The 20,079-nt window shown below is 50.6% G+C and carries 19 protein-coding genes; 10 read left to right on the plus strand and 9 right to left on the minus strand.

Going from position 1 to position 20,079, the window contains the following annotated elements; translation table 11 throughout:
* From entH to IMQ48_RS08150, 3 genes are all read left to right on the plus strand, one after another.
* On the plus strand, positions 1-414 hold the full coding sequence (entH, locus tag IMQ48_RS08140; protein ID WP_115259979.1) for a proofreading thioesterase EntH: 414 nt from the start codon (positions 1-3) through the stop codon (positions 412-414).
* 184 nt (positions 415-598) lie between these two features.
* Positions 599-2,704, plus strand: a complete 2,106-nt coding sequence (gene cstA / locus IMQ48_RS08145; RefSeq protein ID WP_096757929.1) for a pyruvate/proton symporter CstA — start codon at positions 599-601, stop codon at positions 2,702-2,704.
* Between the two features lie 63 nt (positions 2,705-2,767).
* Complete coding sequence (locus tag IMQ48_RS08150) at positions 2,768-2,965, plus strand: YbdD/YjiX family protein (RefSeq protein ID WP_196208627.1); 198 nt, start codon at positions 2,768-2,770, stop codon at positions 2,963-2,965.
* A 111-nt stretch (positions 2,966-3,076) separates the two neighbouring features.
* Here IMQ48_RS08150 and IMQ48_RS08155 read toward each other — a convergent pair whose 3' ends face one another.
* On the minus strand, positions 3,077-4,165 hold the full coding sequence (locus IMQ48_RS08155) for an oxidoreductase (protein ID WP_196208628.1): 1,089 nt from the start codon (positions 4,163-4,165) through the stop codon (positions 3,077-3,079).
* Between the two features lie 132 nt (positions 4,166-4,297).
* On the opposite strand from IMQ48_RS08155, the gene IMQ48_RS08160 reads away from it, so the two are divergent.
* Positions 4,298-5,458 (plus strand): pyridoxal phosphate-dependent aminotransferase, encoded by a 1,161-nt coding sequence (locus tag IMQ48_RS08160; RefSeq protein WP_196208629.1) that lies wholly within the window; start codon positions 4,298-4,300, stop codon positions 5,456-5,458.
* Here the strand turns inward: IMQ48_RS08160 and IMQ48_RS08165 are convergent, their stop codons facing one another.
* The 4 genes from IMQ48_RS08165 to dsbG all read right to left on the minus strand — a co-directional run bounded on the left by IMQ48_RS08165 (position 5,459) and on the right by dsbG (position 9,304).
* A complete protein-coding gene (locus IMQ48_RS08165) occupies positions 5,459-6,076 on the minus strand; it encodes a ParB/RepB/Spo0J family partition protein (protein WP_196208630.1) in 618 nt (205 codons plus the stop codon).
* Positions 6,061-7,284 (minus strand): phosphoadenosine phosphosulfate reductase, encoded by a 1,224-nt coding sequence (locus IMQ48_RS08170; RefSeq protein ID WP_196208631.1) that lies wholly within the window; start codon positions 7,282-7,284, stop codon positions 6,061-6,063. Before IMQ48_RS08170 ends, IMQ48_RS08165 begins: the two co-directional genes overlap by 16 nt.
* 163 nt (positions 7,285-7,447) lie before the next feature.
* Positions 7,448-8,353, minus strand: coding sequence for a LysR family transcriptional regulator (locus tag IMQ48_RS08175; RefSeq protein ID WP_196208632.1), 906 nt, complete (start codon positions 8,351-8,353; stop codon positions 7,448-7,450).
* A gap of 204 nt (positions 8,354-8,557) precedes the next feature.
* Complete coding sequence (gene dsbG, locus IMQ48_RS08180; RefSeq protein WP_196208633.1) at positions 8,558-9,304, minus strand: thiol:disulfide interchange protein DsbG; 747 nt, start codon at positions 9,302-9,304, stop codon at positions 8,558-8,560.
* 371 nt (positions 9,305-9,675) lie between these two features.
* Between dsbG and ahpC the strand changes: the two genes are divergently transcribed.
* The 6 genes from ahpC (at position 9,676) to IMQ48_RS08210 (ending at position 16,412) form a co-directional block, all read left to right on the plus strand.
* Positions 9,676-10,239: an alkyl hydroperoxide reductase subunit C gene (gene ahpC / locus IMQ48_RS08185; protein WP_115259117.1), complete on the plus strand. Its 564-nt coding sequence runs from the start codon at positions 9,676-9,678 to the stop codon at positions 10,237-10,239.
* Positions 10,240-10,479: 240 nt separating this feature from the next.
* The gene (gene ahpF / locus IMQ48_RS08190) at positions 10,480-12,045 is read left to right on the plus strand and encodes an alkyl hydroperoxide reductase subunit F (protein ID WP_196208634.1); all 1,566 of its coding nucleotides are present in this window, start codon (positions 10,480-10,482) and stop codon (positions 12,043-12,045) included.
* A 224-nt stretch (positions 12,046-12,269) separates the two neighbouring features.
* Positions 12,270-12,824, plus strand: coding sequence for a molecular chaperone (locus IMQ48_RS08195; protein WP_196208635.1), 555 nt, complete (start codon positions 12,270-12,272; stop codon positions 12,822-12,824).
* A complete protein-coding gene (locus IMQ48_RS08200) occupies positions 12,821-15,091 on the plus strand; it encodes a molybdopterin-dependent oxidoreductase (RefSeq protein ID WP_196208636.1) in 2,271 nt (756 codons plus the stop codon). Before IMQ48_RS08195 ends, IMQ48_RS08200 begins: the two co-directional genes overlap by 4 nt.
* Entirely contained in the window at positions 15,088-15,645 is a 558-nt protein-coding gene (locus IMQ48_RS08205; RefSeq protein ID WP_196208637.1) for a 4Fe-4S dicluster domain-containing protein, read from the plus strand. Before IMQ48_RS08200 ends, IMQ48_RS08205 begins: the two co-directional genes overlap by 4 nt.
* The gene (locus IMQ48_RS08210) at positions 15,645-16,412 is read left to right on the plus strand and encodes a DmsC/YnfH family molybdoenzyme membrane anchor subunit (RefSeq protein WP_196208638.1); all 768 of its coding nucleotides are present in this window, start codon (positions 15,645-15,647) and stop codon (positions 16,410-16,412) included. Before IMQ48_RS08205 ends, IMQ48_RS08210 begins: the two co-directional genes overlap by 1 nt.
* 70 nt (positions 16,413-16,482) lie before the next feature.
* Here the strand turns inward: IMQ48_RS08210 and uspG are convergent, their stop codons facing one another.
* The 4 genes from uspG to citT form a co-directional block, all read right to left on the minus strand.
* A complete protein-coding gene (gene uspG, locus IMQ48_RS08215; RefSeq protein ID WP_196208639.1) occupies positions 16,483-16,911 on the minus strand; it encodes a universal stress protein UspG in 429 nt (142 codons plus the stop codon).
* Positions 16,912-17,108: 197 nt separating this feature from the next.
* Positions 17,109-17,519 carry a nucleoside diphosphate kinase regulator gene (rnk, locus tag IMQ48_RS08220; protein WP_196208640.1) on the minus strand — a complete coding sequence of 137 codons (411 nt, stop codon included), beginning with the start codon at positions 17,517-17,519 and terminating at the stop codon, positions 17,109-17,111.
* A 146-nt stretch (positions 17,520-17,665) separates the two neighbouring features.
* On the minus strand, positions 17,666-18,472 hold the full coding sequence (gene rna / locus IMQ48_RS08225) for a ribonuclease I (protein ID WP_196208641.1): 807 nt from the start codon (positions 18,470-18,472) through the stop codon (positions 17,666-17,668).
* Positions 18,473-18,595: 123 nt separating this feature from the next.
* Positions 18,596-20,059, minus strand: a complete 1,464-nt coding sequence (citT, locus tag IMQ48_RS08230) for a citrate/succinate antiporter CitT (RefSeq protein ID WP_196208642.1) — start codon at positions 20,057-20,059, stop codon at positions 18,596-18,598.
* Positions 20,060-20,079 lie beyond the last annotated feature (20 nt).

Here is a 20,079-nt window from a genome sequence, read left to right on the forward strand (position 1 = left end):
ATGATCTGGAAACGCCACCTTACACTCGATGAACTCAATGCCACCAGCCAGAATACGCTGGTGGCACATTTAGGCGTGGTCTATACCCGACTGGGTGATGACGTGCTGGAAGCTGAGATGCCGGTGGATCATCGTACCCACCAGCCGTTTGGTTTGCTGCACGGCGGCGCGTCGGCGGCACTGGCGGAAACGCTGGGATCGATGGCGGGCTACATGATGACTCGTGACGGACAGTGCGTGGTCGGTACGGAACTCAATGCTACCCACCATCGTGCGGTATCGCAGGGAAAAGTGCGCGGTGTCTGCCAGCCGCTGCATCTCGGGCGGCAGAACCAAAGCTGGGAAATTGTGATTTTTGATGAGCAGGGACGGCGCTGCTGTACCTGTCGTTTAGGCACGGCGGTGATGGGGTGACATTGCCGACAACGTAAAATGAAATTGCAGGCTTAACAGGTAAATGGAGTGATCTAGTTAACAATGCAATGTAAATAGTGAGTAGAGTCTCGGGTTTATGTGGTTGTCAGGTTGTTAAATTCAGGAAAAGTGTTATAGAAACAAAATGTAACATCTTTCTGGATCACGCAAACGGACAAAAACCATGAATAAATCAGGGAAATACCTTCTCTGGACATTGCTCTCCGTTATCGGAGCATTTGCCCTGGGATATATTGCGTTAAACCGTGGTGAACAGATCAACGCGCTGTGGATTGTGGTGGCGTCGGTCTGTGTCTATCTTATTGCCTACCGTTTTTATGGCCTGTACATCGCGAAAAATGTGCTGGCACTGGACCCGACGCGTATGACGCCAGCCGTGCGGCATAACGACGGTCTGGATTACGTTCCTACCGATAAAAAAGTGTTGTTTGGCCACCACTTTGCGGCGATTGCCGGAGCGGGTCCGTTAGTCGGACCGGTGCTGGCAGCGCAAATGGGCTATCTGCCGGGCATGATCTGGCTTTTGGCCGGGGTGGTGCTGGCGGGCGCGGTGCAGGACTTTATGGTGCTGTTTGTCTCTACCCGTCGCGATGGCCGTTCCCTGGGCGAACTGGTGAAAGAAGAGATGGGCCCAACGGCGGGTGTGATTGCGCTGGTGGCCTGTTTCATGATCATGGTGATTATCCTCGCGGTGTTGGCGATGATCGTCGTGAAAGCGCTGACCCACAGCCCGTGGGGGACCTACACCGTAGCGTTTACCATCCCGCTGGCGATCTTTATGGGCATCTACCTGCGCTATCTGCGTCCGGGTCGCATTGGTGAAGTGTCGATTATCGGCCTGGTGTTTCTGGTGTTTGCCATTATTTCCGGCGGCTGGGTGGCTGAAAGCCCAACCTGGGCACCGTACTTTGACTTTACCGGCGTACAGCTGACCTGGATGCTGGTGGGTTACGGCTTCGTGGCCGCCGTGTTGCCGGTGTGGCTGCTGTTGGCGCCGCGTGACTACCTGTCTACCTTCCTGAAGATTGGTACTATTGTCGGCCTGGCGGTGGGCATTCTGATCATGCGTCCAACGCTGACCATGCCTGCGCTGACCAAATTCGTTGATGGTACCGGTCCGGTGTGGACGGGCAACCTGTTCCCATTCCTGTTTATTACCATTGCCTGCGGGGCGGTTTCTGGCTTCCATGCGCTGATTGCGTCCGGCACCACGCCGAAGATGCTGGCAAATGAAGGGCAGGCTTGTTTTATCGGCTACGGCGGGATGCTGATGGAGTCCTTTGTCGCCATCATGGCGCTGGTCTCGGCGTGTATCATCGATCCGGGTGTGTACTTTGCGATGAACAGCCCGATGGCGGTGCTGGCACCTGCAGGCACGGTGGATGTGGTCGCTTCTGCGGCGCAGGTGGTCAGTAGCTGGGGCTTTGCCATTACCCCGGATACCCTGCATCAAATCGCTAACGAAGTGGGCGAGCAATCCATTATTTCTCGTGCGGGCGGTGCGCCTACGCTGGCGGTAGGGATGGCGTACATTCTGCACGGTGCGCTGGGTGGCATGATGGATGTGTCGTTCTGGTATCACTTCGCTATTCTGTTCGAAGCCCTGTTTATTCTGACCGCGGTCGATGCTGGTACGCGTGCTGCACGCTTTATGTTGCAGGACCTGTTGGGCGTGGTGTCACCAGGCCTGAAGCGTACTGATTCACTGCCTGCGAACCTGTTGGCAACGGCGCTGTGCGTGCTGGCCTGGGGTTACTTCCTGCACCAGGGCGTGGTGGATCCATTAGGCGGTATCAACACCCTGTGGCCGCTGTTTGGTATCGCCAACCAGATGCTGGCTGGCATGGCGCTGATGCTGTGTGCGGTGGTACTGTTCAAGATGAAACGTCAGCGCTACGCATGGGTGGCGCTGGTGCCAACCGCCTGGCTGCTGATCTGTACTCTGACCGCCGGCTGGCAGAAAGCGTTTAGCCCGGATACCAAAATTGGCTTCCTGGCGATCGCCAACAAGTTCCAGGCGATGATCGACAGCGGTAACATTCCGGCGCAATACACCCAGTCGCAGCTTTCACAATTGGTGTTTAACAACCGTCTGGATGCCGGACTGACCATCTTCTTTATGGTGGTGGTGGTAGTCCTGGGTCTGTTCGCTATTAAAACGGCGAGGGCCGCGCTGAAAGAGGACAAACCGACGTCGAAAGAAACGCCGTACGAACCGATGCCGGAGAATGTCGAAGAGATCGTGGCGCAGGCGAAAGGCGCACACTAATATTCTCATAACCCACAAGCCCTCTCCGCAGCGGGGAGGGCGTTTGCATGACAGGGAATGACTATGTTTGAAACACTCGCAAAAGCCGGGAAATATTTAGGTCAAACCGCCCGCCTGATGATTGGCGTGCCGGATTATGACAACTATGTTGAGCATATGCGTATTACCCACCCGGAGCAGGCGCCGATGACCTACGAAGAATTCTTCCGTGAGCGTCAGGATGCGCGCTATGGGGGCAAAGGCGGCGCGAAGTGCTGTTGATTTTTTGCCGGATGGCGCTGGCGCTTATCCGGCCTACAACACCGCATTGTGTAGGCCTGATAAGGCGAAGCCGCCATCAGGCAACCCACCATCAGGTAACCCACATCGCACTCACACCGTAAACGATTCCACCTTCTCAAACGCTGCGCGCAGGGTTTCTGGTGTTAACGTGACCGGCAGTGCGTGAATGGATTCCACCGGGCGCAACGTGTGCGCAATCACCTTATCGATCTCAGCACGGTTATTTATATCCACGTCTAACTGGGCCAACCGGGTGGGTAAATTGAAACGCTGGTAGGCTGAAGTGAGTTGAGCCAGTACATCGTCTTGCCCCAGCAGCGCACTCTGCACCAGGATGCCGTAGGCGACTTTGGTGCCGTGTAAAAACGCGTCCGTCTGCGGGAGCACCGTCAGGCCGTTATGCACCGAATGTGCCGCCGCCACGCGGGTGTAACGCTCGCCCAGACCGCCCACCATGCCGCCGCCGGCAATGATTGCATCCACCACATCGCAAAACGCCTGACTGAGTTTCCCCTGTTTCTTATCAGCCAGCGCCTGCTCGCTGTATTCCAGTAATACGTCGCGAATGGCCAGCGCGCCGTTGATCCCCAGACGTACGGTCAGCGGCAATGTTTCGGGCTGCGGTGCCAGCACGACTGCCTCGTACCACTTCGCCAGCGTGTCGCCGATGCCTGCCAGTAAGTATTCCTCTGGTGCATTGAGGATTATCTGCGGCTCCACCAGCACCAGAAAGTTGGTGTCATCGAAAATGTCAAAGTGCAGAGCCTGGCCGGCATCGTTGTACCATACAGAAAGTGGCGTCCAGGCCGCGCAAGTCGCGGCAATGGTCGGGATCGCTACAAAGGGTAGACCGAGACGACGGGCCAGCGCTTTAGCGGTGTCGAGCAATGCGCCGCCGCCCACGCCAATCACTATGCTGCGATGATCTCCGGCATCGTTGGCCAGTTGCTGAACATCCGTTTCGCTGCAATGGCCGGTAAACAGCAGGTGCTTTGCCCCGTTAAGATTAAATGCGTCAGGCAGATAAGGTCGGGCAGCGGCGATAGCGCGCTCGCCATAAACCCAGACGGCGCGCGACAGTTGATCGGTGGTGAAAAAATCATGCAGTCTGGACAGGCTGCTGGTGTGAGAAAAATAGTTGGCTGGGCCGACGACGACGCGAATTTCGCTATGACTCATGTTGTGTTGTCCTTTTGGCTGTCCTGTCCACGCAGGTTATTTTTATATAGACGTCTGAACGTCTTGATTGCCAAATACTAGCATCGTGTTATAGTGGCTTCAACCACTACATCACACGTCAGGATAACAATAATGAGTAATAACTCGCTGATTGTGCAAAGCAAACTCCCCAATTTAGGGACCACCATATTCTCGCAAATGAGTGCCCTGGCACAGGAACATCAGGCGATAAACCTGTCGCAGGGGTTCCCGGATTTTGACGGCCCACACTATCTGCAAGAACGTCTGGCGTTTCATGTAGCACAAGGCGCGAACCAATATGCTCCCATGACGGGCGTGCAGTCGCTGCGTGAAGCTATCGCTGACAAAACCGCTGAGTTATACGGCTACAAACCGGATGCTGAGAGTGATGTTACGGTGACAGCGGGAGCGACGGAAGCGCTGTACGCGGCGATTACGGCCTTAGTGCGACCTGGCGATGAGGTGATTTGTTTTGATCCGAGTTACGACAGTTACGCGCCAGCGGTAGTGTTGTCCGGTGGAGTGGTTAAACGTATTGCGTTGCAGCCACCGTCATTTCGCGTGGACTGGCAGGAATTTACTGCGCTGCTGAGCGACAGGACCCGACTGGTGATCCTCAATACGCCACATAACCCCTCTGCCACCGTCTGGCAGAAAGTGGACTTTGATGCACTGTGGCAGGCCATTAAAGCACGAGAGATCTTTGTCGTGAGCGATGAAGTCTATGAACATATCAGCTTTGCCGCGCACGGACATGCTAGCGTGCTGGCGCATTCGCAGCTACGCGAGCGTGCAGTAGCGGTTTCATCGTTCGGTAAGACTTACCATATGACCGGCTGGAAGGTTGGGTACTGTGTGGCACCAACAGCCATCAGCGCCGAATTACGTAAGGTACATCAGTATTTGACCTTCTCGGTCAACACGCCGGCACAGCTGGCGCTGGCGGATATGCTGCGGGCCGACCCAACGCATTACCGCGACCTGCCCGCGTTTTATCAGAGAAAACGCGACGTGCTGGTGAATGCGCTTCGCGACAGTCGACTGGACATTCTGCCCTGCGAAGGGACGTATTTTCTGCTGATCGATTACAGTGCCGTCTCGGATCTCGATGATGTGGCGTTTTGCCAGTGGCTGACCAAAGAGGTGGGGGTAGCAGCGATTCCTCTGTCAGTTTTTTGCGCCGATCCTTTCCCACACAAGTTGATTCGCCTGTGTTTTGCCAAGCAGGAATCGACGCTGTTGGCGGCAGCAGAACGCCTGACCGCGCTGTAGTTACTTCACCGTCCAGGCTTTGGAAAATCGACGGTCGGCGAACAATTCTTGCAGGCCGTTGATTTGCTTGAGGCGTAATACCTCATCACTGTCCATCCCGAGGTCTTTACCGATTTTTTCTTCACTCCAGCCGAGGAGTGACAATTCACGGACAATTTCAGACATGGCGTGGATTTGATGCCGTCCGCGAGCGCGGTTGTGACGAATGGTTGCAGCCATGCGTTCATGCCGCTCTCGCTGCAAGCAGGTGACAGGCAGATAACCTTTAAGCCGGGATTTCAGCGAGGGTTTACCTTTGCCTAATTCATGTCGGTGAAAACCATCAATGATTTCGTACTCTTTTTCCGCTGAGTGAACCACAACGATGGGCTGTGTGAACCCATCCGCTTCAATGGACTTCAGCAGCAGTTTTTTCTCCGGCGGTGCGACATTATTTGGGTTGTAGTCGTTAGGCGTAATATTTTTACTTTCAACCCATAGAACACAATCTACCGGCTCTTCGCGAAAAGGGCTGACACTATGGATTGCCATTCTGAATTCGTTTATGGCCTCAATTCGCTCTTTTTCGGGGAGTTCAGAAAGAAAACCGAGGAGCTCGTGTGTTAATCGTTGTTGCATAAAATCCCCCATTCCTGACGTTTTGTTTTCATACGTTCGTTATAATTTTGGTAGCTTTTGGATTTTGTGGGACTAAAAGAAAGCGCCCGACACCAGTAATCATTATTCAGCAGTACTTTGCAGATCCGCCGCCATGAGGGGATATCTTTGGACCCAATATCACCGTCCTGGTTTTGCGGGATATCGGCCATACCTTTTTTCTTATACCAATGTATATAAACGGCGATTTTGTTGCGATAGTGCTCTGCGGTCTGTTCTGGCATGCTATTGAGTAGCAACATGGCATACTCTTGCCAGCTTAAATGTTCCGGTTTTAATATTTTCCGGTGACCGTAAAAATGGTTGTCATGACCGGCATAAATGCCCCCACTTTTAACGCCGCTCACGCGGGCACGCATGGCAGCCCATCGCTGTGGTTCGATAACGTGATATAACCAGAGCCCCTGGCGTTGTTCCGGGCCAAAGGGTTCGCAAATGCGCATGTACCGCATTGGGACACCGGCCTGATACATCAGGTTGTACAATGGATTACACTGCTTTTTTGTCTTGGCAAACCAGGTCCAGATATCGGCCGTTTTCCAGTCATAGATTGGGTAAATATACCAGGTGTGTCCCCCAGGAGCGGCGGTTGTCCAGGGTTTATCATCGGCAAAGCGCTGCTTATGCGAATTGGCAATTGCGACAAAGCGGTTATATGACTCGTCGGCGCGGATCCCAACCAGCATCGCAGCAGGCCGTTTTTCTGAAAACCAGTCAGCGAATTCGCGAACGAATTGTTCAAAGGTCATGCCGGGTTGATAGAAATGGAAGAATGCGGGATCGGTAATGGCATCTGCGGGTGGTTGGCGGACCCACTGTGTATTCGGCTCCCAGCACTGCCATTCTGGTTGATATTGTGAAAGGGAGTTTTGTGTCGTTAGTGGTATTGCCACCCAGTAAAATTGTTCAATAACATCGGAATAATCCTCACGTAATGCCTGTACATAGTCAATAGTGCAGGAGAATTGGGCCTCCCAGTCAATGAATAATACGTAGATTTTTTTATGTAACTGACGAGCAAGCGTGGCGGTTAGATGTAACATCAACCCTGAATCTTTACCACCCGATAATGAAACACAAATGCGCGGTAGCGCTTCAAGCGTCCACGCGATGCGTTGCTGAGCGGCTTCAAGCACATCTTGACTTAGTGGTATTTTATAAATAGACATATTTAGGTTAGGCCAGATTTTTATTATTTATATGCATAATAGATGGTTGTAATAAGATATACCAGTTTACATGTAAGTGATCTTTAATTATTCACATACGTGCTTATTTGTTGTTTTTCATTCATATTGTGAATGTGTTTTGTTGCCATTGAATAATATAAAATCATACGTTATCTGATGTTATCCTTTTTATATATTCGGCAAAACTGCTGTTGTTAAGAGAAGCTCGATTATACATTAAAAAGAGTTCAGCAGATGGCAGTTTAATACCAATGTCGATCTCTTTTAGGTTGAAAATATGCGCATAGAACTCAAAAATGACCTTGGGGATGACGCCAATAATATCTGTACTGGCAATGACGTTGATGATTGATACCAGAGAGTTGCTACTAAAACCTATATTTCGGTTGACCAAGATCTCGCTGATTTTTGACCGATGTTCTTTTATACCCTGTTCTTCAGATATAAAAAGCGTAAACTGTTCTTCCAGTATTTGCTTAAGTGTGCTTGAATTATTTACTCTAGGGTGGTTACCACTGCAAACCAATATACTTTCAATGGTTTTGAACGGAGTACAGATTATGGAACGATTATGCACAGGTACGATCGTGGCGACCAAGTCGGCCTTCCGATAGGCTAATATACTTTCAGCCGTTTCTGCAGTCATTAATATATCATGATGTTCAATTTCGACATCAGAGTCTTCTCTGAGGAGATGAATCAGTTCTTTTATATTTAAGCTGGTTGCAAGTTGTGGGCTATAAATAACAAACTTCTTTTTCAGGCTGGAACTATGCATGATGTTTATCGTTTGTTCCAGATTATTTAAATTCTGCTCAAGATGATGGTGCAGATTAACCCCGGTTACGGTTGGGGTGATCCCCTTACCAGAACGAATAAAAAGAGGGTCATTAAACTGGGTGCGTAATCTCTGCAATGACTGACTTACGGCTGAGGGAGTGATATACAGTGTTTCGGCAGCCTTACTGATACTTAAATGCTGATAAATACACTCAAAAATAACCAGCAGGTTGAGATCGAATTTCTTGAGGTCATAGAGGTTAGCCATATGTATATTCTCATTGTTATTTCGCAGGGAAATATTTTATTTTGATATATTTAAATATTGAACTATTTTTTAATGCTATGTTTCATATGCTTAAAGAATAATTAACTTAAGCTAAAATAGCACAGTCTATGTTAATTTGACGAGCGAAAAATGTATAATGAGTGATTGGAATGAGAATGATAACAATCACTCATAATATTAATTTTAGTTATTACCCATTATAACGTCCAGTTTTTCCTTATCCGGCAACCCCACAGCCTGTTGCAATGTATTGTCTTTACTCATGTAATAGATCGCTGGTGTGACGTTTGCCCCCAAATCGTCCATCAATTTTTGGTTGATATTCAACGCCTTCATCTGCTCGGAAGGCGGCGTTGCTGGGATTTTCAGCGTGAGTTTACCTCCGGAGGCCTCGTAATCATGCCAGGTTTTAGCGGGATCTTTGGTGGCGAGAATGGCTGCGGCGGTTGCCGGACTTTCGGGTTTGATCACGCCAACCAATAGCGTACGTAACTGTACTTTGCCTGACTCAACCCAAGGGCGTGCCTGTTGCCAAAACTGTTTGCAATACGGACAGAAGGGATCAGCGAAGACATAGACAATAACCGGCGCATCTTTTTTTCCGTCCAGAATCCATGATGCTTTCTCCATACGCTGCCACATTTCGCGGCCTGCAGGTGCGTAAATTTCTTTTTCTATCAATGTATTACTAAGGTTTTCGCCTTTTTCATTATACATGTAGCCGGAAATGGCATGCTTCCCGTCAGGCGTGACATAGATAGTCACTCCCATGTCCTGGTATTTTCCCAGGTAACCCTTCATTCCACCTGGCGCATCAAATGGCTTGAGGATGGTAATGCCCTGTTTCTCGATAGCTTTAACCGGGGCTGGGAGCTCTTCGGCGTGCACGATGGCAGGGAGCAGAGCGAAGAGTAATGTACGTTTAAACATTATTTTTCCTTATAAAATCAAAAGGAAAGGGGGCTAAATTGCAAAACCTATCACAGCCATAGGTAAGACCGACGGTCTGTTGATTGCCCTTTCTTGAGTGGGGTGATGTAATCCCAATCGCTGTTACAACCTTTGTTAAGGTAATGTAGAGCGCAACACTTAGCCAGTCCGCTGGCACTGAAGTTATCTGCGGGTAACTCGGGTAATGGGCTCCCTGCAAAGGGGGCCTTTTTACTTTTTGCTACGGTTTCACAACATTTTGTTGAGTCGGTTGTTAGTTAACGCTTATTGATTTGATAAAGGAAACGCATTAGCCCTGATGAAAGATTTTCGTTAACTTATCCCTCAACGAAAACACGGAGGAAGTACAGATGTCTTTGATTAATACCAAAATTAAACCTTTCAAAAACCAGGCGTTCAAAAACGGTGAGTTCATCGAAGTTACCGAGAAAGATATCGAAGGTCGTTGGAGTGTTTTCTTCTTCTACCCGGCTGACTTTACGTTTGTATGCCCGACTGAACTGGGTGACGTGGCAGACCATTACGAAGAACTGCAGAAACTGGGCGTGGACGTTTACTCTGTCTCTACCGATACCCACTTTACGCACAAAGCATGGCACAGCAGTTCTGACACCATCGCCAAAATCAAATATGCGATGATCGGTGACCCGACTGGCGCCCTGACCCGTAACTTCGACAACATGCGTGAAGATGAAGGTCTGGCTGACCGCGCAACGTTCGTTGTTGACCCGCAGGGTATTATCCAGGCGATCGAAGTTACCGCTGAAGGTATCGGCCGTGATGCGTCTGACCTGCTGCGTAAAATCAAAGCCGCGCAGTATGTGGCTTCTCACCCAGGTGAAGTGTGCCCGGCGAAGTGGAAAGAAGGTGAAGCAACGTTGGCTCCATCCCTGGACCTGGTCGGTAAAATCTAAATTTCCGTCGTCTTTCACGTCATAGCCGTGTTGGCGTCGCCTGCTCACCCCGGTCACTTACTTCTGTAAGCTCCCGGGGATTGTCAGGCTAGCCGCCTTGCTCTGACGCGAAATACTTAGGAATTACGTCAGTCATGGGCGCAGGCGCGCCCATTTTATTCCAGCATCATGACGCAAGTTGCATTGATGCAGTCCTGTGAAATCGGCTTGCATGATGATGTTTTCAGAGAGGGAAGAACAATGCTCGACACAAATATGAAAACCCAGCTCAAGGCTTACCTTGAGAAACTGACCAAACCTGTTGAGCTGATTGCTACGCTGGATGACAGCGCTAAATCGGCAGAAATCAAGGAACTGCTGACTGAAATTGCTGAACTGTCAGAAAAAGTCACCTTTAAAGAAGACAACACGCTGGCGGTACGTAAGCCATCGTTCCTGATTACTAACCCGGGATCTCATCAGGGACCGCGTTTTGCTGGCTCCCCACTGGGTCATGAATTTACTTCTCTGGTTCTGGCGCTGTTGTGGACCGGTGGTCATCCGTCAAAAGAAGCGCAGTCTCTGCTGGAGCAGATCCGCGATCTTGACGGTGATTTTGAGTTTGAAACCTATTATTCGCTCTCCTGCCATAACTGCCCTGACGTGGTACAGGCGCTGAACCTGATGTCGGTATTGAACCCACGCATCAAGCATACGGCGATTGACGGTGGTACATTCCAGAACGAAATCACCGAGCGCAATGTGATGGGCGTTCCTGCGGTATATATGAACGGCAAAGAGTTTGGCCAGGGGCGTATGACGCTGACGGAAATCGTCGCCAAAGTCGATACCGGTGCTGAGAAGCGTGCGGCAGAAGAGCTGAATAAACGCGATGCTTATGATGTGCTGATTGTCGGTTCGGGTCCTGCTGGTGCTGCAGCGGCGGTGTACTCCGCACGAAAAGGTATTCGCACCGCCCTGATGGGTGAACGCTTTGGCGGTCAGGTGCTGGATACCGTTGATATCGAAAACTATATTTCGGTACCGAAAACCGAAGGTCAGAAACTGGCTGGCGCGCTGAAAGCACACGTTGATGATTATGATGTTGATGTGATTGACAGCCAGAGCGCTAGCAAGCTGATTCCGGCTGCGCAGGAAGGTGGCTTACATCAGATTGAAACGGCTTCCGGCGCGGTGCTAAAAGCACGCAGTATTATTATTGCTACCGGTGCAAAATGGCGCAACATGAACGTTCCGGGCGAGGACCAGTATCGTACCAAAGGCGTAACCTATTGCCCGCACTGTGACGGCCCACTGTTTAAAGGCAAGCGTGTTGCGGTAATTGGCGGTGGTAACTCGGGTGTTGAAGCAGCTATCGATTTGGCTGGTATTGTTGAGCATGTCACGCTGCTCGAGTTTGCCCCGGAAATGAAGGCTGACCAGGTATTGCAAAATAAAGTACGCAGCCTGAAAAATGTCGACATCATTCTGAATGCGCAAACCACTGAAGTGAAAGGCAACGGCAGCAAAGTTACCGGTCTGGAATATCGTGACCGCGTTAGCGGTGATGTTCACAGTGTAGAATTGTCGGGTATTTTTGTGCAGATTGGCCTGCTGCCTAACACCAACTGGTTGGAAGGCGCGGTTGAGCGTAACCGCATGGGTGAAATCATTATTGACGCTAAGTGTGAAACCAGCGTGAAAGGGGTTTTCGCTGCGGGCGACTGCACCACCGTACCGTACAAACAGATCATTATTGCTACCGGTGAAGGTGCAAAAGCATCGTTGAGCTCATTTGATTATCTGATTCGCACTACGACCGTATAAAAAGAAGTAAGACTCACCTGCAATCCCCAAACCGCCAGTTATCCGCTGGCGGTTTTTTATTTCTATCCTCTCATATTTTCAATTTTTGAAACAATAAATAGCATTAAACATTATTTTAATTAGCCTGATCATTTGTTTTGTCAAAGAAAACATTGGTGTTTCCATTATTATGTTAAGCCGCATTATGTTTTCATTTGTTGTGTGAATAAATGGTTGGTTAATTCATGGGTGAAATATATGAAACCCTGACGAACTTTGAGTCGACAGGGTTATTACTGCGTGATTTTTTTATCTCTTATGATAACAACACGCTGAAAGAAGCTTTTTTAGCTCTTGATAAAAATGCCTCAATGCTGACGGAGTCTGAGTGGCTGGAGGCCGAATACGACTTCAATGCGCTATTTGTCGGGCCTCAGACGCTGAAGGCCGCGCCATATGCTTCTGTATACCTGGAAGAAGACGCCCTTGTGATGGGCAAGTCGACGCTCAGTATTCGGGAGTTTATGGCAAAGATAGGCTTATCTATAAATAACACGAATAATATCCCGGATGATCATATTTCCTATGTATTGGAATTGACGGTTTTATTATCAGCTAATGCCAGATCGTCATCTGAATACCAGGTTGCACTTGCTCGTTATGTTCATGAGTATGTAGCTGTGTGGGTGCCTGAGTATATCGAAAAAATAAATATAAATGCACAGACTGCCACGTTGAAAACCGTAGCGGGAAAATTGTCTTTTTGGCTTGATGAATTAAATACGAGAGTATCACTATGAGTAATGATCCGGGACTTCTCAACAGACGTTCTTTCTTAAAAGGATTGGTTGTACTGGGTACGGTAGCGGCTTTGCCGGGGGGATTGTTATCATCCCGCTGTGCTTATGCGCAACCGCCTGTTCCTTTTAACCCTAAAACCTACAAAATTTATCGCAACGCCTGTCCACGTAACTGCTATGACACCTGTAGCCTAAAAACCTGGGTGAAGGATGACGTAATCACCTTTGTGGAAGGTGCATCTGAGTCAACGTTTACGCATGGGGCACCTTGTGTTAAAGGGCTGAGCTACCCACGTCGGGTATATAGCCCGGATCGCATTAAATATCCGATGGTTCAGGATGTTCGTGGTAGTGGTAACTGGCGTCGAGTTTCCTGGGATGAAGCAATGCAACGCATTGCTAGCAAGATGCTGGAAATCAAAAAGAAAGATGGCTCAATGTTGGGGCTGGCGCTGACCAAGTACTCCGGAAAATTTGGTGTGTTGAACTACGCCGTCGAAGGGATGATGTCTTCACTGGGTTATACCACCCGTTTTGCCGGAACGCCTTGCTGGCCAGCTGGTATCGATGCCCAAAATTACGATATGGGTGATATGTGGTGTAACGATCCCGAAGATTTTGTGAAAGCAAAATACATTATCATCTGGGGGGCAAACCCGGCGTGGTGCTCAATGCACACCATGAAGTACATCTATGAGGCGCGGGAGAAAGGGGCGAAAGTTGTAGTGATTGACCCACTGCTGACGCAAACGGCGGCAAAGGCAGACCTCTATCTGCGCGTACGCCCTGGTTCTGATGGCGCTCTGGCGCTGGGTATGGCACGCCATCTGGTCGATAAAGGTCTGGTTGACCAGGATTTCGTCAACAACTATTCCCATGGTTATCCGGAATTCGAAGCCTATTTGCGTGACAGTGTGACCGTTGAGTGGGCGGCTGACATCTGTGGTCTGTCCGCAGATGTCATTCGTCAGTTGGCGGAAGAATTTACGGCGGTTAACCCAGCAACCGTGTGGATTGGCTACGGTATGCAGCGCCATGTCAACGGCGGCGCGAATGTCCGCGCCATTGATGCTTTTGTCGCCATGACGGGAAATATTGGTATTGAAGGCGGCGGTGCTCGCTATGGGCATCTGCATACCTGGGGCTTTAACTACAATGCCATGCTACAGAAGCCGCCGGTGGGTTCTATCGGCATGCCAGGGGCTGCGGGAACAACCAGCGAGTTTGGTTCTGCGGGTGAAGTTGCACAATATTCCGATCGTTCCCTTAACATCAACCAAACGGCGCAAGGGCTCCTTGATGCCAATGAACCGCCTGTCCGTATGCTTTGGGTCGCCTGTAAGAACCCGTTTGCGCAAGATTTTGATCGCGGCAAGATGGAAAAAGCGTTCGAAAAACTGGAAATGGTGGTGTGCGCCGATCAGTTCTTCAACGAAACTGTCCAGCATGCCGATATTGTCTTGCCGGTCACTACAGCCTTCGAAGAGTGGAACGTAGATGCCTCTTACTGGCATTACTGGTTGTCCATCAACCAACCAGCCATTAAGCCAATGTATGAGGCAAAATGCGATCTGGAAATTGCCGTTTTACTCTCCCGGACAATCAACAAGCTGGAGCCGGGCTCTTGCACATTCCCGCAGGAATTCGATCATAAGCGCTGGCTGGACCAGGAGTTCAATGACGGGATGGCCAAAATGTTTGGCATTTCCTCCTGGGATGATTTGCTGGATGGACCGAAAAAAGCGATTCTGCCGAGCTCGGCGGCCTGGTATGACCGCAAGTTCAAAACCCCCTCTGGAAAGTTTGAGTTCAAATCTGAGCTGTGTGAGAAAAATGGCCATACGGCGTTGCCGGAATACAAACCGGAGGCCAAAAGTACGTTGCCATTCCACCTGTTTACACCGCATGTGCAATTCGGTATCCATTCTCAATTTATCAACCTTGACTGGATGCAGGTCTTCTATCCGGAGCCATTTGTTTATATGCACCCGCTTTCGGCAGAAAAAAGAGGGATCGCTGAAAACGACCTGGTAAAAGTGTTTAACACCGCAGGTGAGGTAGAACTGCGTGCGAAGGTGACCGCTAATGTTCCGGAAGACTTCCTGGTGATGTATGAGGCGTGGTTCCCGAAACGGAAATACAACGTCCAAAACGTGGTGGCAGATACCCCAGCCGATATGGGGCTGATGAAAACCGGCGCTCCAGGTGCTGCGATCCACAGTCAGTTTGCGGACATCATTTTGATCAGTAAAGGAGCAGCGGCATGAGACGCGTATTTTTGGTAAATAGCGATAAGTGCATCGGCTGCCGTGGTTGCGCGATGGCGTGCAAAAGTTTTAACCAACTGGAGCCTGAACGTTTCTGGCGCTATGTCTATCCGCTAGATAAAGAAATTTACCCACATGAGGAACGGGCATTCTACTCGTTGGCCTGTAACCACTGTGAAAATCCGGCTTGCCTGGCGGCTTGCCCGGTAGAGGCCTACACCAAACGCGAGGACGGTGTGGTGGTGCATAACCCGGAACGTTGCATCGGATGCAAAAACTGTATCCGCAACTGCCCTTACGGTGCGCCGCGCTTCAATGAAGAAACGAAAAAAGCGGAAAAATGTAGCATGTGCTACGAGCGCCTTGATATCGGTATGAACCCAGCGTGTGTGAATGCGTGCCCGGTGGGTGCGCTGACGCTTATTGACCTGGACGCCGACCCAATACCGAACAATGCCGTACAGTATCCTCCGGGATTCCCACGCATGCCACAGCTTAACCCCGGGACGCGTTTCATTCTCGCTCGTCAACCGAAGCAACCGGAGGGCAAGTAATGGAAAAGTATGAACTTCCGTTAGTCATTTTTACTGTGTTGAGCCAGATGTCGGTAGGGATGACGCTCATTCTGACGCTGCGTACGTTGCGTGGACAACTGGCAAGCAAACGTCTTTACTGGCTAGTGAGCGGATTGGTTCTGGCGGCAGCGTCCGTGGCTGCGGTATTGCACCTTGCGCATCCGGACCGCGCCTATAACGCTCTGATAAACCTGGAGCATGCCTGGCTGAGTCGTGAAATTCTCGGTGCAACACTGTACGGTGCAGCGGTAGGGGTAACGTTCCTGGCTAAAGGACATAAGGTTCCGGCGGTTCTGGCGTCTATTCTTGGCATCGCGTTGGTGGCAGTACAGGGCATGACCTATGCCGCACCGGCCATGGTGGCGATCGCCAACGGTCTGACGATGTTGCTATTCTTCATCACGGTGTGGGTATTGGGCTGTGCGGCGATTCCGTTGCTTAACCTCACGCCTGCTGTAGCCGCATTGCGTCAGGGGATTGTGGTCTGTCTGGCTGTGCTGATCGCTGCGCCGATTATTTGGCTAAGCGGCGGCACCATTATGCAGATGACGGCGCATGCCTGGATTTCGTCACCACTTTATCTGGCGAGTCTGGTATGTCTGGCGGTGGCCTTTGTGCTCAGCCGTCATGGAGAGCGTAGTGCAAAAGCACTGTTTATTTTGCTATTTGTTGGTGTCTTTCTGAGCCGTCTGACGTTTTTTGGCGATACGGTCAGCACCATCGTGAATATCGGTCACTTGTACTGATCGTGAAATAATAAAAACCCCCTGCCAGGCGTTCACCTGCAGGGGGTTTTACATAGCAAATCAGTTGCTGTTAACGTACGACCAGCACCGGCAGGGTTGCATGGCGGACAACGCTGGAAGCGTTAGAACCCAGCAGATGAGTGCTGATTGACGGATTGCGCGATCCAATGACCACCACATCGGCATTCAGTTCTTCGCCTAACTCGTTAACTACATCGCGTACGCTACCAAAGCGAACGTGCTGTTTGATGCGCGAAGGGTCAATACTGAAGTGACCGACCATTGTTTGCAGACGGGTTTCTGCTTCATGTTGCAGATGTTCCTCAAAACGGCGAACGTCAGCAGCAAAGCGATGCAGGCTCAGACTGGCGGAACCTGGAAGCACATGCAGAAGATGGATAATCCCGTTTTCCTGTGCCAGAAATTCTGCATGGCGAATAGCCTTGTCGCTCAGTTCCATTTCGAATACATCAACAGGCATTATGATTGTGTTGTACATAAACATTCTCCTTGTCATTACATGAACACATAACAGCATAGTATTAAAAATGATTCTGTCAGTCACGACACAGATTTATGTTTTGCGAGCAGGAGAGGGAAAGCGGTGACAATCTGAATGAGGGCAGGGATTTCGCCGGAAAGAGGATGCGTAAGCATCCCCTGTAAGATAAAGCGATTGGCTTTGATATGACAGAGTTAGCGCAGGTAGTCGCCTGCAGCTTCAGGTTGGTACTCAAGGGCAATGACTTCGAGATGAGTTGACGTGCCGCCAGGCAGTTCCCAGTGGATCGTATCGCCAACGCGCAGACCCAGCAGGGCTGCGCCAACCGGGGCCATCACCGAAAGTTGAGTGCTGCTGTCGGTCATATTGGCCGGATACACCAGGGTACGCACACGGACTTCACCATCGCTCAAATTGCGGAATTTCACGCGGCTGTTCATGGTGACGACATCGTGCGGCATGGTTTCTGGAGAACACATTTGGGCGCGATCCAGCTCGGCGTTTAAAGCGTCAGCAATCGGTAAACCCGCAAACGCAGGTTGCTCTAACAAGCGGTCAATGCGCTCAGCATCGAGGTCGTTAATGATGATAGTTGGTCTGGACATTTATTACTCCATGTCGTCGATACTGCGGGTGCGCAGGTAAATAATCCCAAAAGAAAACCCTCACCGTCAGGCGGCAAGGGTTTAGCTTTTACGATGATACTGAGACTTACCCCAGGTTTGAAGTGATTTAGTTCACATTCAGGGAATCAATAACCGACTTTGTCGAGGATAAACTGCTTGCCGCAGTTTCCTGGATGCGCTTGTGGCAGGAACGATGCCGCAGAAAGCGGGGCATTAATGGTGTCAGCCTTGAGCGTAAACTGGATTTCAGTCAGGTAGGCCGGGTTTCCGTGGCAGCTTAATTTCACCGCCTTCACACTTTCTTCACCCCAGGTTTTTACGACTGCGGCGTTAAATGCGCTGCGGCTGACGGCTTTTCCATAATTGTCGGCAATAAACTTACCTAATTCGTTGTTTTTTATCTCGTTATTCATTCGCACCATGGTGCCAAAGTATGCGTCAGGATCGAAACCAAAACAGGCGCCGTGCTTGGCATATTCGTAACGTTCGAGACACGATGTTCCGCCAGCACCGGGCATCACAGCACTCAGTTTTGCGGCGCTTTCCAGCGAAAGCCCCGTTTCTGGCGCGGCGCATTTGCGACTGGCGCGGGCCTCCGGCAGGTTTGGAATGGGACGTGTGGAACAGCCAAAGCGCATCCACCGACGATTATCTACGCCACGGGCGGCAATCGATCTTGGCAGGCCAGGCCACAGACCGTGGACGGTCAGGAAATCCGCTTTATTTGCGGTTTCTTTTTGCAGGCGGCATTCGTCGGGTTCCTGACGATTACGCTCGTGTTGGCTTTGACAAAAACCGGTTTGCCAGGAGAGCGCCAGCACATAGCGATCAAAGTCACCGTACTGTTTTGCCTGAAGTGGTTCGGCCTGGGCGGCAGAAACCGGCAGCAGAAGTGCCGCCAGCAAAGAGCAATAACGCCATGTCGATGTCATGATGAATTCGGATACTTATATAATTTCTGAATGTCATCTATTAAATCATAAAAAATGCCGCTCAGGTTTAGCTGAGCGGCATCATTTTCGTTACGCGTTTTTGCTAAGGACTAAGAAGTACGATTAGCTCCACATTGCCAGAATCGGCCAGCCGACCAGCAGAAGCATGGCGATATAGATAACGCCGAAGATGGCACCCAAACGCCAGTAATCTTTGGACTTCACATAACCACAGCCGTAAATGATAACGCCAGGGCCGGTGGCATACGGTGTCAGACAGCCCATAATACCGATGGACAGTACCAGCAGAATACACAGATGCTCCATTGGCACGCCCGGGATCCCTTTACCTACCGCCAGAATCACCGGCAGCATGGTTGCGGTATGTGCAGAAAGGCTGGCAAAAAGGTAGTGAGCAAAGTAGAACACCAGCACCAGCACGATCACGGTCGCGTTAGGCGAGAAGCCTTCCAGGTGCGAGCTCATGGTGTTAGCGAACCAGTCAATAAAACCAGAGCGGGTTAAGCCGTTGGCCATTACCACCAGGGTGGCGAGGTTGACCAGCGTGTTCCATGCACTGTTATAGCGGGTAATGTCTTTCCACGGAACAACGTGCAGAGCCAACATCAGAGAAACCGCCAGCAGACCCACAGCGGTGGCATCAATCATCTTGCCGCCGAATACCCACAGACCCAGGCTCAGCAGCACCAGACCGATCAGGGTCATTTCTTTACGGGTCAGTTTACCCATGGTTTTCAGTTCATCACCGGCCCATGCGGCAACTTCTGCACTGTGAGTAACTTCGGGTTTGTACAGAACGTAGGACAACCACGGCGCAACGATCAGCAAAATAATACCGACCGGCAGGAAGCTGAGGAACCACTGCAGCCAGCTGATTTGAATACCGGCAATTTTGTTAACGAATTCCAGACCCAGTACGTTTGGCGCAGCGCCGGTAACGAACATGGAGGAGCTCAGGCTGGTACTGATTACCATCATCCACATCAGATAACCGCCGATACGGCGTGCCGATGGATCGTTAGGGAATGATTTAAACAGCGGCGGCAGGTTCTTGATAACCGGGAATACGGTACCACCAGTACGCGCGGTGTTCGACGGTGTAAACGGCGCCAGCAGGATGTCGATAATCACAATCGCATAGCCCAGTGTCAGGGTACGTTTCCCCATAAACTTCACCAGGAACAGTGCGATACGACGACCCAGACCGGTGACTTCATAACCCAGTGCGAAAATGAACGCACCGAACACCAGCCATACGGTGGTGCTGGAGAAGCCTGCCAGGCCCCATTTCAGCGCCTGCTTGCCGGCGTGAAAGGTGGGGTCAGCCAGTTCTTTGGCATCAAACAGCAGGTAGTTGCTGCCGATAACACAAATCGTCACGGCGATAAAACTGATCGCTGTTGCCGGGATGGGCTCGAGGATCATGCCGACGATCATGGCCACAAATACGGCAAAGTAGTGCCAGGCCTGCGGGGGCATTCCATCTGGGACGGGGATAAGAAACATGACACCCATGACGACCAGCGGGGCCAGTAACTTCCATATACTATCTTTTGATAAAGACATGAATGATTCTCCGGAAAGGA

The organism is Citrobacter sp. Res13-Sevr-PEB04-36, from assembly GCF_015672735.1.
Classification (GTDB): domain Bacteria; phylum Pseudomonadota; class Gammaproteobacteria; order Enterobacterales; family Enterobacteriaceae; genus Citrobacter.